Origin of the sequence: Polynucleobacter rarus (assembly GCF_003072505.1) — a bacterium.
In the GTDB taxonomy this organism is placed as follows: Bacteria; Pseudomonadota; Gammaproteobacteria; order Burkholderiales; family Burkholderiaceae; genus Polynucleobacter; species Polynucleobacter rarus.
In genome coordinates, this window is sequence record NZ_NTGB01000001.1 from 1,730,061 (window position 1) to 1,742,561 (window position 12,501).

At 39.4% G+C, this 12,501-nt stretch carries 16 protein-coding genes and 1 pseudogene; 11 read left to right on the plus strand and 6 right to left on the minus strand.

The annotated features are described in order from the left end of the window. Positions 1 to 22: 22 nt before the first annotated feature. On the minus strand, positions 23 to 814 hold the full coding sequence (locus AOC35_RS08155) for a sulfite exporter TauE/SafE family protein (protein ID WP_108646614.1): 792 nt from the start codon (positions 812 to 814) through the stop codon (positions 23 to 25). 91 nt (positions 815 to 905) lie between these two features. Here AOC35_RS08155 and AOC35_RS08160 point away from each other — a divergent pair, with 91 nt between their 5' ends. From AOC35_RS08160 to AOC35_RS08170, 3 genes are all read left to right on the plus strand, one after another. Beyond that, complete coding sequence (locus AOC35_RS08160; RefSeq protein WP_108646615.1) at positions 906 to 1,865, plus strand: CysB family HTH-type transcriptional regulator; 960 nt, start codon at positions 906 to 908, stop codon at positions 1,863 to 1,865. Positions 1,866 to 1,922: 57 nt separating this feature from the next. After that, positions 1,923 to 2,888 carry a Bug family tripartite tricarboxylate transporter substrate binding protein gene (locus AOC35_RS08165; protein ID WP_425440624.1) on the plus strand — a complete coding sequence of 322 codons (966 nt, stop codon included), beginning with the start codon at positions 1,923 to 1,925 and terminating at the stop codon, positions 2,886 to 2,888. A 166-nt stretch (positions 2,889 to 3,054) separates the two neighbouring features. After that, a complete protein-coding gene (locus AOC35_RS08170; RefSeq protein ID WP_108646616.1) occupies positions 3,055 to 4,299 on the plus strand; it encodes an ATP-binding protein in 1,245 nt (414 codons plus the stop codon). Between the two features lie 75 nt (positions 4,300 to 4,374). On the opposite strand, the gene AOC35_RS08175 is transcribed toward AOC35_RS08170, so the two are convergent. The 3 genes and pseudogenes from AOC35_RS08175 to AOC35_RS08185 form a co-directional block, all read right to left on the minus strand. Then, the gene (locus AOC35_RS08175) at positions 4,375 to 4,545 is read right to left on the minus strand and encodes a DUF3606 domain-containing protein (RefSeq protein ID WP_108646617.1); all 171 of its coding nucleotides are present in this window, start codon (positions 4,543 to 4,545) and stop codon (positions 4,375 to 4,377) included. A gap of 149 nt (positions 4,546 to 4,694) precedes the next feature. Next, a pseudogene (locus tag AOC35_RS08180) lies at positions 4,695 to 4,940 on the minus strand (inorganic phosphate transporter); the annotation flags it as partial. Continuing rightward, positions 4,910 to 5,539 carry a LysR family transcriptional regulator gene (locus AOC35_RS08185; RefSeq protein ID WP_108646619.1) on the minus strand — a complete coding sequence of 210 codons (630 nt, stop codon included), beginning with the start codon at positions 5,537 to 5,539 and terminating at the stop codon, positions 4,910 to 4,912. The pseudogene AOC35_RS08180 and the gene AOC35_RS08185, both read right to left, overlap by 31 nt. Before the next feature lie 103 nt (positions 5,540 to 5,642). Between AOC35_RS08185 and AOC35_RS08190 the strand changes: the two genes are divergently transcribed. From AOC35_RS08190 to AOC35_RS08205, 4 genes are read left to right on the plus strand one after another with little or no spacing between them, the layout of a single operon-like run. After that, complete coding sequence (locus AOC35_RS08190; protein ID WP_108646620.1) at positions 5,643 to 6,179, plus strand: carboxymuconolactone decarboxylase family protein; 537 nt, start codon at positions 5,643 to 5,645, stop codon at positions 6,177 to 6,179. Between the two features lie 51 nt (positions 6,180 to 6,230). Continuing rightward, on the plus strand, positions 6,231 to 6,866 hold the full coding sequence (locus tag AOC35_RS08195) for a glutathione S-transferase family protein (protein WP_245898461.1): 636 nt from the start codon (positions 6,231 to 6,233) through the stop codon (positions 6,864 to 6,866). 9 nt (positions 6,867 to 6,875) lie between these two features. After that, positions 6,876 to 7,493 carry a flavin reductase family protein gene (locus AOC35_RS08200; protein WP_108646622.1) on the plus strand — a complete coding sequence of 206 codons (618 nt, stop codon included), beginning with the start codon at positions 6,876 to 6,878 and terminating at the stop codon, positions 7,491 to 7,493. Between the two features lie 3 nt (positions 7,494 to 7,496). Then, positions 7,497 to 7,976, plus strand: a complete 480-nt coding sequence (locus AOC35_RS08205) for a DMT family transporter (protein WP_108646623.1) — start codon at positions 7,497 to 7,499, stop codon at positions 7,974 to 7,976. Between the two features lie 240 nt (positions 7,977 to 8,216). Here the strand turns inward: AOC35_RS08205 and AOC35_RS08210 are convergent, their stop codons facing one another. Together AOC35_RS08210 and AOC35_RS08215 are read right to left on the minus strand one after the other, a co-directional pair. Further along, positions 8,217 to 8,849, minus strand: coding sequence for an alpha/beta family hydrolase (locus AOC35_RS08210; RefSeq protein ID WP_159077524.1), 633 nt, complete (start codon positions 8,847 to 8,849; stop codon positions 8,217 to 8,219). 266 nt (positions 8,850 to 9,115) lie between these two features. Beyond that, entirely contained in the window at positions 9,116 to 10,174 is a 1,059-nt protein-coding gene (locus AOC35_RS08215) for a Kelch repeat-containing protein (protein ID WP_108646625.1), read from the minus strand. A gap of 250 nt (positions 10,175 to 10,424) precedes the next feature. Here AOC35_RS08215 and AOC35_RS15545 point away from each other — a divergent pair, with 250 nt between their 5' ends. From AOC35_RS15545 to AOC35_RS08230, 4 genes are all read left to right on the plus strand, one after another. After that, on the plus strand, positions 10,425 to 10,595 hold the full coding sequence (locus AOC35_RS15545) for a hypothetical protein (RefSeq protein ID WP_159077525.1): 171 nt from the start codon (positions 10,425 to 10,427) through the stop codon (positions 10,593 to 10,595). Positions 10,596 to 10,685: 90 nt separating this feature from the next. After that, positions 10,686 to 10,964 carry an alpha/beta hydrolase family protein gene (locus AOC35_RS08220; protein ID WP_108646626.1) on the plus strand — a complete coding sequence of 93 codons (279 nt, stop codon included), beginning with the start codon at positions 10,686 to 10,688 and terminating at the stop codon, positions 10,962 to 10,964. Positions 10,965 to 11,000: 36 nt separating this feature from the next. Continuing rightward, positions 11,001 to 11,801, plus strand: coding sequence for an alpha/beta hydrolase family protein (locus tag AOC35_RS08225; protein WP_108646627.1), 801 nt, complete (start codon positions 11,001 to 11,003; stop codon positions 11,799 to 11,801). A 146-nt stretch (positions 11,802 to 11,947) separates the two neighbouring features. Continuing rightward, a complete protein-coding gene (locus AOC35_RS08230) occupies positions 11,948 to 12,385 on the plus strand; it encodes a CBS domain-containing protein (RefSeq protein WP_108646628.1) in 438 nt (145 codons plus the stop codon). Positions 12,386 to 12,501 lie beyond the last annotated feature (116 nt).

The following is a 12,501-nucleotide window of genomic DNA, read 5'->3' on the forward strand; positions in this document are numbered from 1 at the left end:
AAATTAAAAATCCTAAATTCTATTAAATAACTAATTTAAAACCAACCAAAGTCAACACGACAGCTAAAGCTGTTCGCGTATATCTCTCTGGCAGTTGTTTTGATAACCTTGCGCCCAACCAAATTGCAGGTATTGAGCCAATCAGTAGTCCACCAAGCAGCATAAAATTCACATTCCCTAACCACCAGTGTCCTAAACCTGCTAACGCTGTTAAGGGAACAGCATAAGCAATATCAGTTCCAGCTACATCGGCAGGCTTTAGCTTTGGATATAACAGCAAAATTCCTGTTGCACCAATTGCTCCAGCACCAATAGATGAAATTGTAACTAATACTCCAATCACGGCACCCAATATGATGGTTGCTATCTGTAAAGAATGCCCCTCAAGTTGGCATTTGGGATGAGAATCTAACCAAACTAGCATTTTTTTTCTAAATACGATGGATAGAGCGGTCAAAATCACTGAAATACCAATCGAAACTTTAATTAATGATTGCCATTGATCGTTCAGAGTACCTACTTGCTTTAAAACTAATAAAGTGAACAATGCGGTCGTTAAACTTCCTAGACACAACAACTTCACAATATTCCAGCGAATATGACCATGCATTCGATGAGCAATCGTGCCAACACCTTTGGTAATGGCGGCAAATGCTAAATCAGTACCGACCGCCACAGAGGGTGAAATACCAAAAATCAAGGTTAATAAAGGCGTCATTAAAGACCCGCCACCTACCCCAGTTAGCCCAACTAAAAGGCCAACAAGTCCTCCAGAAAGGATGTAAGGAATCGTTTGAATGAGAGAATTTTCCATAGACGTCATTCTGACGGCATTTAATTAGATTTACAAATAATATAAAATCGTTTTAATATAACGAAATCAATATAAAGAAAAGGTATTTCTCATGAATCTTCATCAATTTCGGTTCGTCAGAGAAGCAGTTCGTCAAAATTTCAACCTCACGGATGCTGCCAAAGCACTCTTCACATCACAACCAGGGGTCTCTAAGGCAATTTTGGAGCTAGAAGATGAACTAGGGGTGGAGATTTTTCGCCGCCACGGTAAAAGAATCCGTAACTTAACCGAACCGGGTAAAAAAATACTTGAAGCGATTGAACGTATTTTGGGCGATATTGAAAACCTCAAAAAGATTGGTACTGAGTATGCTTCATCAGACCAAGGAAATTTTGTGATTGCAACGACACATACTCAGGCTAGATATGCTTTGCCTAAGGTTATCTCTGAATTTACTAAAAAGTTTCCCAAAGTCAGAGTTAGCATCCAACAAGGAAGCCCCGAACATCTTGCTGAATTAATTTTGCATGATCAAGCGGATATTGCAATTGCTACAGAGGGTTTGAGTAAGGTGCCAGGGATTATTGCTTTGCCAGCCTATCAATGGCAGCATATTGTGGTTGTACCCCATGGCCATCCGTTACTTCAAAAAAAGCCACTTGCTTTAGAAGATTTAGTCCAGTATCCGATTATTACCTATGATGTAGCTTTTGCGGGTCGCAAAAAAATTAATGAAGCGTTTGCCAGAAAAGGGCTAATTCCTGACGTCGTTCTTGAGGCGATTGATGCAGATGTGATCAAAACTTATGTTGAAACGGGTTTAGGGGTTGGTATCGTCGCTGGTGCGGCCTACGATGTGAATCGTGACAAGGATTTAGAGATGTTACCTGCCGGTCACTTATTTGGGACGAATACGACAAAGTTAGCCATTAAAAAGGATGCTTACTTAAGGGCTTATACCTATTTTTTCATTGAACAATTCTCACCTACACTAAATAAAAAATTAGTAGACCAAGCACTCTCGTCCAGTCATAGCATTGAGCAAGAGCCCAATGAATATAGCATTTGAAATACAATAATCTTTTACTAAAACTGTTTGTTTAATAATTCATGTAAAGGCACTAAAGTGAACTCAAAAAAATTCTTGTTAGCAATTTGGCTTTATATGGTGATGAGTGCGTTTTCGATCGCTCAAAACTATCCGAGTAAACCGATTACTTTTATAGTCCCAAATCCTCCGGGTGGCCTAGTTGATACCTCTGGCAGAATTATTGGAGATGCCTTAACTAGTATTTTGCCTCAGCCTAGCATTATTGAAAATAAACCTGGCGGTAGTGGCAATATTGCCTATCAAGCAGTTGCCAGAAGCAATAAAGACGGCTATACCGTGTTAGTGTCTTACTCTGGTTACCATGTATCTAATCCAATTTTGATGGATAAATTACCATGGGATTTACAGTCTTTGACCCCAATTGGTTTAATTACTACGTCCACCAACGTCATTGCAATCCATCCTTCCATACCAGTAAATAATCTAAAAGAATTTATTGCTTATGCCAAAGCGAATCCACAAAAACTGAACTATGCTTCGCAAGGCAATGGATCTGTTTCACACATTGGCACTGAAATTCTGAAGCAAAAGTTAGGGATTGAAATGGTCCATGTACCCTATAAAGGGTCAGGAGCTGCTATGGCAGATGTGTTAGCTGGTCAAGTACAAGTCTTCATGTCTACACCTCCTTCCGTGATGGGCGCAGTGCAAACAGGTAAACTCAAGGCCTTAGCAGTAACGAGTAAAACAAGACACCCGATGTTACCGAATGTCCCAACCATGGCTGAAGCAGGCGGTGGAAACTTTGAGCTTGAATCATGGGTTGCACTATACGTTGCGGCAGGCACGCCTGCAAATGTAATTCAATCTTTGTCTAGTAGCGTTGAGAAGGCCTTAGCTTTACCTGAAACAAAGAAACGTGCTGAACTAGCTGGGATTGAACTGCGTTATTTACCACCAGCTAAGATGACAGAAATGCTTAATAAAGAGATTGTTGAAACTAAAGCAGCAATTAAAGCTGCGAACATTACTCTTGATTGAATCTCAACTTGCTAAGTAAAAATCACTTTTACTTAGCAAGTATCTTGAATAAATATCAATATTTGGATGTTTATTCCGTAATTTAAGCGCCTTAATTCCGTAATTTATTGACGTTTATTCCGTAATTTATTGACATTAATTCCGTAATTTACAGTAAAATACGGTTATGAATCCACAACATTTTTTTGCTCGAGCTATTGAACCTAAGCTTTTAGAGGCTCTTCAGGATACGCCTATTGTGCTTCTTGCAGGACCTAGGCAAGCTGGAAAAACAACCTTAGTAAAGCAAGTTACACAAGAAAAAAAATTACGCTTTCTTACATTGGATGATGAATTAACCCGGTTGTCTGCAAAAGAAGACCCCGAAGGTCTTATTCGCAGTTTAGATTATGTGGTCATTGATGAAATTCAGCGTGCTCCGGAATTGCTATTAGCAATTAAAAAATCAGTCGACGAAGATCGCAGACCAGGCAGATTTTTATTAACTGGCTCGGCTAATATCATGACACTTCCTACCGTCGCTGATTCATTAGCTGGACGAATGGAAACACTTGTTTTGTTACCTCTCTCTCAAAGTGAATTAGGGGGGCAGAAGGAAAATTGGGTTGATCGCCTATTTCTTCAGCAAATTCTGAAAGTTAGAAATCTTGCTATTGGCGAGAGTCTAATAGATCGTGTATTACATGGTGGATTTCCTGAAGCCGTCTCAAGGTCACAAGACCATCGCAGATTGGCATGGTTTAGGCAATACATTGATTCAATCATCCAACGCGATGTGCGTGACATAGCAGAAATTGAAAAATTAGATCAATTACCGAGATTTTTAAGGGGATTAGCGCAAACTGCAGGACAAATTTGTAACTACAGTCAATTAGGCGGACAGGTTGGATTGGATAGTAAAACTGTAGCGAAATACATAGGTATTTTTGAAAAGATGTATCTTTTGCGCAGAATTGAGGTTTTTTCAAATAATCAACTTGGCCGAATTACGAAAACTCCTAAATTACAGTTTATTGACTCTGGTCTTTTAAGTACCTTAATTGGCCTAAATAAACAAGAAGTCCTCATCGATCGAAGCCGTTTTGGTAATGTGCTGGAGAGTTTTGTTTACAGCGAAATACTAAAACATATCACTACTTCAAACGAAGACTATCAAGTAATGTTCTACAGAGATTTAGAAAAAGTAGAAGTCGACTTCGTTCTTGAAAATGCACGTAGTCAAGTAGTTGGAATTGAAGTGAAAGCAACTGCAACAGTCAAAGATACGCATTTAAAAGGTTTAAAAAAGCTTGCCACAATTTGTGGTGAGAATTTTCAAATGGGAGTTTTACTGTATGACGGATCAGAAACTCTGCCAGTTGGAGATCGGATTTGGGCTGTGCCCATATCTAGTCTTTGGGGAGAAGACTAATCTAGATTAATACTGAAACGGTATAAATCTCAAAAACACTAGCTACAATTTTTAAAGCTATAGCTAGTGGCTGTATTAGTTAGCTAAAATCTTTTCAAGCGCAGCATATACAGCTTGACGCTCATTGGTTCCTGCATCCTTTTTAGCTTGTTTCACCTGGTCAATTGTGCAACTATACTTCGTCGCCACATACTGTAACTCATGGTGCTCATCACTGATTGTTTTTGCGTCTTGTGCGTGTGACATAGTGTTCCCTTTCTTGTTAAAAAATAGATAATTTTTTATTTGTAGACTAAATTGATGAAAGACTTATTTCAAAATTGTCATTTTTAGGGTTTTTCCTAATAAAAAAACCGCCAAATAAAAGAGGCGGTTTTTATCTAAAGCAATATTAATTAAAAAATCTGACTAAATAGAAAGAATAGCAGCGCAGATAAACACATTGCTACAGGTAAGGTTAAGAGCCAAGCGAGAGCTAAACTACGAATCGTGCTTGCTTGCATACCTGACCCATTCGCAACCATTGTTCCAGCCATTCCAGAAGATAAAACCTGGGTAGTTGATACCGGTAGACCATAGTGATCAGCTGCAAAAATTGTAGTCATAACAACTAACTCAGCTGAAGCACCCTGACCATATGTTGAAGTCCTGTATAAATCACGCACTCATGTTGTTCAATATCTGAGGGTATTTGAGGTACACCAATGGTTTTTTTAATCTTCCTTAAGTAGCCTTTGCTAGCCATCAATGCCCTATAAGTTGTCCCTACCCTCTTTGCAAGAAGTGAGCTATCAGGTAGTTCACCAATTCGAATAGCCACATCGATACATTGTTCAACAATATCAATAAATCCATCATTCAAATTCAAATCAATTTTCACTTCAGGGTGCTGTGTTAAAAACTGATCAATTAATGGTAATAAAACTTTACGACCATAACCGACTGGGGCTGCTACTCTTAATATACCGATTAGTTGATGCTCACCTTTTTTTAGTGCTAACTCGGCATCTTGTATTTCAGCAACCAAGCGTCTAACTTGTTCAAAGTAACGCTCACCTTCCTCCGTTAGTGAAATAGAGCGTGTAGTACGGCTTAGTAATTGTGTGCCTAAAACTTTTTCTAGGGCCGCAACACTTTTGCTGACGGAGCTTTGGGATGTGCCTTGCTCCTTTGCCACTGCAGAAAAGCTGCCGGCCTCAGCTACGCGAACAAAGGTTTGGATGGCGGATAGTTTGTCCATAATGAATATATTCTAAATAAGAATATATGATAGCTCTATTATCTATCTAGTATTCTTAATTTGAATGAATCAGAATCAATACTTCTTTAATTAAGGAGCTATGATGAAAATCATTCGAGTACCAGTTTATGAACAAGTTAGTCCAGCTAATCAAGCGATATTTGATCAACTTAAAAAAGGGTTATCGTTTGTTCCCAATCTCTATGCTACCTTTGCACACTCAGAGACGGCCTTAGGAACTTACTTGGCCCTGCAAAATGCCAAGAGCTCTTTGCCACCTAAAGCTCGTGAAGTCATTAACTTGGTGGTGAGTCAAGTAAACAATTGTGAATATTGCCTAGCCGCTCATACAGCGTTAGGGAAGATGCTTGGTTTTACAGACGAACAAATCATAGAAATCCGTAAAGGAACAGCGTCATTTGATCAGCGTTTAGATGTTTTGGCAATATTGGTTAAGAATATTGTTGTTGATCGTGGTCACGCTAATCAACTATTCGTTCAGGCTTTCTTCGACGCTGGTTGGAGTGAAGCAAACCTTATTGATGCAATCGTTGTTATTGGAGATAAAGTTATTAGTAACTATTTACATGGCACAACAAAAGTGCCAGTCGATTTTCCAGCGGCACCTGCAATCAGCTAATTTTTTGAATAGGTCTTTTTAGAGGACAGCAACAGTAAAGGAAATCTTATTTTGAAGTTATATGTTTTTGCTACGCCAAATAATCTCAAGCCTGTCATCATGATGGAAGAGCTTGGATTGGAGTACGAATTACTCCCCGTCAATATTCGTCAGGGAGAACAAAAAGTGGATGCGTTTCTAAAGCTCAATCCAAACGCAAAAGTACCTGTTCTAGTTGATCCAGAGGGTAGACGAAATGAATTTGTGTTGACAGAGTCAGCAGCAATTTTGGTTTATTTGGCTGAAAAGTATGGCAAATTCCTGCCAACTACCGTGGAAGAAAAAGCTATTGTATTTGAGCAATTATTCTTTCATGCTTCTGGCATCAGTCCTGCCTTTGGCAACTCAGGATTTTTTCAAAAGTTAGCCTCTGAAAAAGTACCAATGGCTATTGATCGATTTTTTGGTGAGTCGAAACGCTTAACCGGATTGTTAGATGCGCTCTTAGCAAATAAAGAGTTTGTTGCTGGTAATGAATACACCATTGCTGATATGGCACACCTTGGTTGGATGTGGCGAAGTGCTTTTGCTGGAATAAATTTGGTAGACTATCCTCATGTAAAGCGGTGGTATGAACAGATAGCACAACGTCCAGCAGTAAAAGTGGCTATATCCAAATTAGAGGCGTTAGTACCACCACTCGTTTAAGGAGTTTTGATGACAGATATGTATTCTTACGAACCAAAGAATGGCCATGGATTACCACACGATCCTTTTAACGCCATTGTTGGTCCGAGACCGATTGGGTGGATCTCAACAAAAAGTAAGGCGGGTATAGTTAATCTGGCTCCTTATAGCTTCTTTAATGCGTTTAACTATGTCCCACCGATTGTTGGTTTTTCTAGCGTTGGTTATAAAGACACTCTAAGAAATGTTGAAGAGACTGGTGAATTTGTTTGGAACTTGGTTACAACTGATTTGGTAGAAGCCATGAATCAATCGTGTGCTCCTTATCCCCCTGAAGTTAGTGAATTTGATGCAACAGGTCTTGAACAAGCTAAATCTACTTTGGTCATTCCACCCAGAGTTGCTAGATCCAAAGTTGCTTTTGAATGTAAGTGCACTGAAATTGTTCAGCTCAAAGGCATTTCAGGTGAAAAGGTGCAGTCATGGCTAGTGCTTGGCGAAGTTGTCCAGATTCATATCAGCAATTCTTTATTAAAAGAAGGGATTTATGAAACTTCAGAAGCTGGTCATGTTCTTCGAGGCGGTGGACCAGGTGATTACTTCACTATTGGCAAAGAACAACTTTTTAAATTATTTAGACCACAATAATCAATGGAAGGAAGTCTCATCATGGACTATTTGAAATACGCTATGTGGGCCTTACTTTCAGGTAGTCTTATTCCAATCTTAGGAATTATTAATGGCAGACTTGGAAGGACTTTGGGAGTTACACTTCATGCTCCAGTTATCGCATCGTGTGTTGGCCTGCTGTTTTGTTTGTTAGTCAGCTTGGTATTAACCCGATCATTTCCAGATCTTGGTAGGATTTCAGAGGCAAAACCCATAGAGCTGTTAGGTGGATTGATTATGGGTTTTTATATAATCAGTGCGACGATTATTTCGCCGCGTATTGGAGTCGTTAATTTTATAGTCTTCATAGTTGTTGCCCAAATCATTATGTCCGTTGTAATAGATAATTTTGGTTTATTTGGTGCTGCTATGCGTCCAGTTAGCATGTTGAGACTTGTAGGAGTTGGATTGCTGATCTTGGGATTAGTAATAACTCAGTTTACAAATTCCAAAGTGAACTGATAGAAAACGGGTGTCTGATTTCTTAGGGGGATTAGCCGACATAGAAAGGATTCAATATGAAAACATCGACTAACGTTCAAACCCTTATTGGAAGTCTTCAAGGCAACTAATAAACAGCTAGATCTCGGTAAGAAGTAGTTGAAAATTGGATTAAAAATTCCTGTGTCGGTAGTTCTATTCAGTATCAGTCTCCCAATAGGTGTCAAAACATCCTCCGGCTGAATTTTCATGTAGCATAATTTATTTGGTTTGGAGCAATGTCTCAATCTTATGAGTAACCCTAGCCCAGTCGTCAGCTGAAAGGTTTTCGTACTCGTGTGTCGCTTCAACAAATTCAAACTCTATACATGGTGAAAGGACATAACGATGCGGAACTTCTTTCCCGCCATACTCATCATTAGCGCCCTGAATAATCAGAAATGGCTTTTGAATATCTTTGAGACAATTCGTTCTATAACCTTCTTCCCCTTTATCGGGATGCTTGAACGGATATCCAAAACAAATAATTCCATTTATCGTTGGTAAGTTCGCTAAAGCCGAAGCGGTAATACCCCCAGCCGAATTAGATAGGATAAAGATGGATTTATTCTCACCCAGTGTTTGGATGACTTTTCTGATGACTTGGTTTTGGCCATTAATCTGCCTAACAAAGACCCAATGAATAAAATAATTCCACTTGGATGGATGAAAAATCAAGATCAATCCCCTAACGAATCTTAGCGTCCAAACTTTGATTGGTCGCTCTTGTGGACCATGGATTCTATCGAGAAAACTTACTACTTTTTTACTTTTTTCTTCTAAAAACTCACTAATTAATTGAGTTCTCTCTTTGGTCCAGACGAGAAGATATCCATCCAAAATCAGCCTATTCAAAAGCTCTTGAAGGGGGATTGAGTTTTTATGTGAATTGTTTCGTCCAAGGAATAATAAGACCTTGTCAGATTTTAGGGAGCCAAGATAAGAGATGGTTACTCCCTTAAGCTCTAGATAATTGAACTTGGAATCTTTCACTAAGACATTTTATAGCCGAATGAAATTAATCCTCTTGAGTCAGACACCCGCATATGATTAAGGTAAATGTAATCTAGTTGACGAAATTAATTTACCACTAGAATCAAGAAATCATAATGTTTGCTCTTTTAAAGCTTATAGTATTCATGAGAGGGTATTGGAGAAGCCGCTCCAGGCATACCGTCCGATTGAAAACTACCGCCAACAATATGTAGCTCATTCCCCATCATGGCAGCTGCAAAACCATGTCGAGCGACCATTATATGGGGCAAAATTTGCCATGTTTTCGTAGCGGGATCATATGCTTCAAATGCCCAAAACGTCATTTTTCTCTTGGTATCTTGATATTCTCCACCAGTGATATAAATTTTTCCGTTATAAACACCACCACCTACATCACTTCGACTCGTTGGAGCACGCCCGACTAATAGCCAGGTATCGCTGACGGGATCGTACTCTTCAATGACATCGGTCACATCGGAAGCAATGACAAAAACCGCACCAATCCTACCATTAATGGCGTAAATTTTCCCCCCAACTTCTCCAGCAATAAAATGATTTCTTGGGGTTGGCATTGGTGTTCTTGAACGCCATTTATTCGTAGCGGGATCATATTCATCCACATCGCCAATAACAATATGCGTATTTGAACCTCTAGGAATTGGTGTACCAGGGCCATTCTTTGAATTAGACCTTGCACCACCAATCAGATAAATCTTACCTCCGGCAACTACGGCTTGCGCCGCACCCCTTGCTTTAGGCAATGGAGCAATGGCTTTCCATATATCTGTTTCTGGCGTATATTCCCACGCGTTATCCAGAGGCTTCCATTCTTTTTCTGGGTTAGGTTTATTAAAACCACCAAACACGTATAGTTTTCCATTGAGTGGCACTAAAGCAATATGATGAGCTGGCAATGGCATATTTTGGAGTTTGGTCCATGCTTTGGTTGCTTTATCGTACTTATAGCTTAAGCCTTTCGGTGAGAACTCAATGTCATCTAGCCCAGCCATCACATACATCGTATTACCAATAGTTGCACCGACTAATTCACCTGATGCCTCTGGTAAGGGGGGAAGAAATTCCCAATTAGGAGGAGTCTGCGAAAAAGATAAGTTCATCGAGCTCATGGCACCAAGTGCACTAGCCGTTATTAAAAAGCGTCTTCTTGAAAAGTCTTTTGGCATATCTATCTCCCTAATAGGTCAATTGTTGTTTTAATAAGCGTTAACTTTTTTTTACTTCGATACCTTCATTCTTGAGGATTATCGACAACGAAGAAAGACGACGAAGTCCCCAACTTTATTACTTTCAGGATGCCTCATTTTTTGTGTTGAAATTAGAGTAACGTACTCTTTCCTGTCAGTTTTAGTCTTACTTTAGAATAAAACTTGATTGAACACAAGAACCCCCCAATTGGTCGCTTTCATTTTGCTAATGAAAGTAACCCAGTACGCCGAGTTCTCATCCATCGATACGCATATCCAAAAAATGGTTACTCATCAAGTCAACTCTAGTGGCGTCAAATTACAGAACTATCGTATTAGCGTAAGATCGCCGTTCATCGATCAAAGTTTAGAATTCATTGCTAACGTAATTACTGATTGAATTGCCTTCAAGGATTCCATATACTCGCGCTAGGTGAGTAGTCGTTTTGTTCTTCATTATTTCGCGGAAAAATCATTCATAAGGTGCAATATGCAATTAAAAACCCCCAAATGTTTTTGGATCTGTTCATTGATATTTTTCTTGTCTGCTTGCGCCAATTTGTCGAACCAATCAGTACCTAATAGAAGTTTCTTTTACGTGGGTGGCAGTTATGTTGGTAGTCCGGGTAAGGAAATCATGCAAGGACAAATATATGTTGAAAAACTCCAGCCCCAACAAGTTAAACAACCTTATCCATTGGTGTTGATCCACGGTGCAGCACAAACGGCCACCAATTGGATGATGACACCCGATGGTCGAAAGGGGTAGGCTGAGCATTTTCTAGACTTGGGCTATGTGGTCTATATGGTAGACCAACCAGCACGCGGACGGTCGGCATGGCATCCAGACGTGAATGGCAAATTGCGTATGTATACTGCGCCACAAATTGAGCAACTTTTTACGGCGTTAGCCACATTGGGAAATTGGCCTCAGGCAAAACTTCACACTCAATGGCCGGGATCGGGTAAGCGAGGAGACGCAACGTTTGATGCTTTTTATGCAACGCAGGTTGAGTCATTATTAAGTGATGTCGAAACGCAAACTCTAAATCAAGTCGCTGGTGCTGCTTTGCTAGATAAAATTGGCCCGGCTATTTTGTTAACACATTCACAGTCAGGTCCTTTGGGCTGGGTCATTGCGGAGGCTCGTCCGCAAATGATTAAAGGTATTGTTGCCATTGAGCCGTCCGGTCCGCCATTTCATAACAATGCACCAGGTAACCCCAAAGCACGTGCTTGGGGTATAACAGATATTGCTCTTACTTATAAACCTGTCGTAACAGCACCTGAGCAAATCAAAACTCAAGTACAAGTATCACCAGATGGTAAGGATTTGATTGCTTGTACCTTGCAAGCTGATCCGCCACGGCAGTTAGTCAACTTTCAAAAGTTTCCGATTTTAGTGACAGTATCAGAGAGTTCTTATCATGCACCTTACGATCATTGCACCGCAGCGTATTTAAAACAAGCCGGAGCGCAAATCGATTTCATTCGATTACCTGACAGGGGTATTCGCGGTAATGGTCATATGGTTATGCTTGAAAAAAATAATTTAGAAATTGCTGATTTTTTACATCAATGGATGGTTAGTAAGATTAAGTCTTGAGGATTTAAATAACTTCAACACAAAATGGCGTAAATTTCTTTTTCCTTTTGTCTACTAGCGAGAAAGAATACAATAGTTGATGTTTCAGTAGAAAATAGTTCCGTAGTAACGAATTTAGTCGATTTTCATTTAATAGGTTGATTTTAATGACAACAGTTAAACAAGTTATTGAACAAAAAAATAACACTATCATTTCGGTTAGCTCAACAGATACTGTAGAGAAGGTTTTAATACTGATGAGAGATCATCGAGTAAGGGCCATTTTAGTAATTGATGACGGTAATTTAGTTGGTATCGTTTCTCAAGGCGATTGCGCTATAAAAGTGTTATTACCTCACAACAATCCAAAACAGGTTAATGTTTCTAAAATCATGACAGCAAATCCACTGTCTGTCACCCTAACCAACTCGGTCGATGAGTGTATGGCAATTATGGTTCATAAACATATTAGACATTTACCCGTGCTGGAAAAAAATAAAGTAATCGGCGTTATTTCAGTTGGGGATTTAGTAAAAAATATTATTGAACTTCAGGGCAGTCAAATTAAGTTTTTAGAGACCTATATTAAAGGTCATGGCGGTTAGCCTCTGTAAAACAAATGTAGGCGTTTTTGGTACGGTTGATTTGTACCTGATTTTAAGAAAATATAGCCCATTCTGTAATTGGCCTGAAGTTTGTTACAATAAATAAATAATACTAT

Coding starts and splice junctions, on each gene's coding strand:
- AOC35_RS08155 (WP_108646614.1), bottom strand. CDS start 814: ATGGAAAATTCTCTCATTCAAACGATTCCTTACATCCTTTCTGGAGGA.
- AOC35_RS08160 (WP_108646615.1), top strand. CDS start 906: ATGAATCTTCATCAATTTCGGTTCGTCAGAGAAGCAGTTCGTCAAAAT.
- AOC35_RS08170 (WP_108646616.1), top strand. CDS start 3,055: ATGAATCCACAACATTTTTTTGCTCGAGCTATTGAACCTAAGCTTTTA.
- AOC35_RS08175 (WP_108646617.1), bottom strand. CDS start 4,545: ATGTCACACGCACAAGACGCAAAAACAATCAGTGATGAGCACCATGAG.
- AOC35_RS08185 (WP_108646619.1), bottom strand. CDS start 5,539: ATGGACAAACTATCCGCCATCCAAACCTTTGTTCGCGTAGCTGAGGCC.
- AOC35_RS08190 (WP_108646620.1), top strand. CDS start 5,643: ATGAAAATCATTCGAGTACCAGTTTATGAACAAGTTAGTCCAGCTAAT.
- AOC35_RS08200 (WP_108646622.1), top strand. CDS start 6,876: ATGACAGATATGTATTCTTACGAACCAAAGAATGGCCATGGATTACCA.
- AOC35_RS08205 (WP_108646623.1), top strand. CDS start 7,497: ATGGAAGGAAGTCTCATCATGGACTATTTGAAATACGCTATGTGGGCC.
- AOC35_RS08215 (WP_108646625.1), bottom strand. CDS start 10,174: ATGCCAAAAGACTTTTCAAGAAGACGCTTTTTAATAACGGCTAGTGCA.
- AOC35_RS15545 (WP_159077525.1), top strand. CDS start 10,425: ATGAAAGTAACCCAGTACGCCGAGTTCTCATCCATCGATACGCATATC.
- AOC35_RS08220 (WP_108646626.1), top strand. CDS start 10,686: ATGCAATTAAAAACCCCCAAATGTTTTTGGATCTGTTCATTGATATTT.
- AOC35_RS08225 (WP_108646627.1), top strand. CDS start 11,001: ATGGTAGACCAACCAGCACGCGGACGGTCGGCATGGCATCCAGACGTG.
- AOC35_RS08230 (WP_108646628.1), top strand. CDS start 11,948: ATGACAACAGTTAAACAAGTTATTGAACAAAAAAATAACACTATCATT.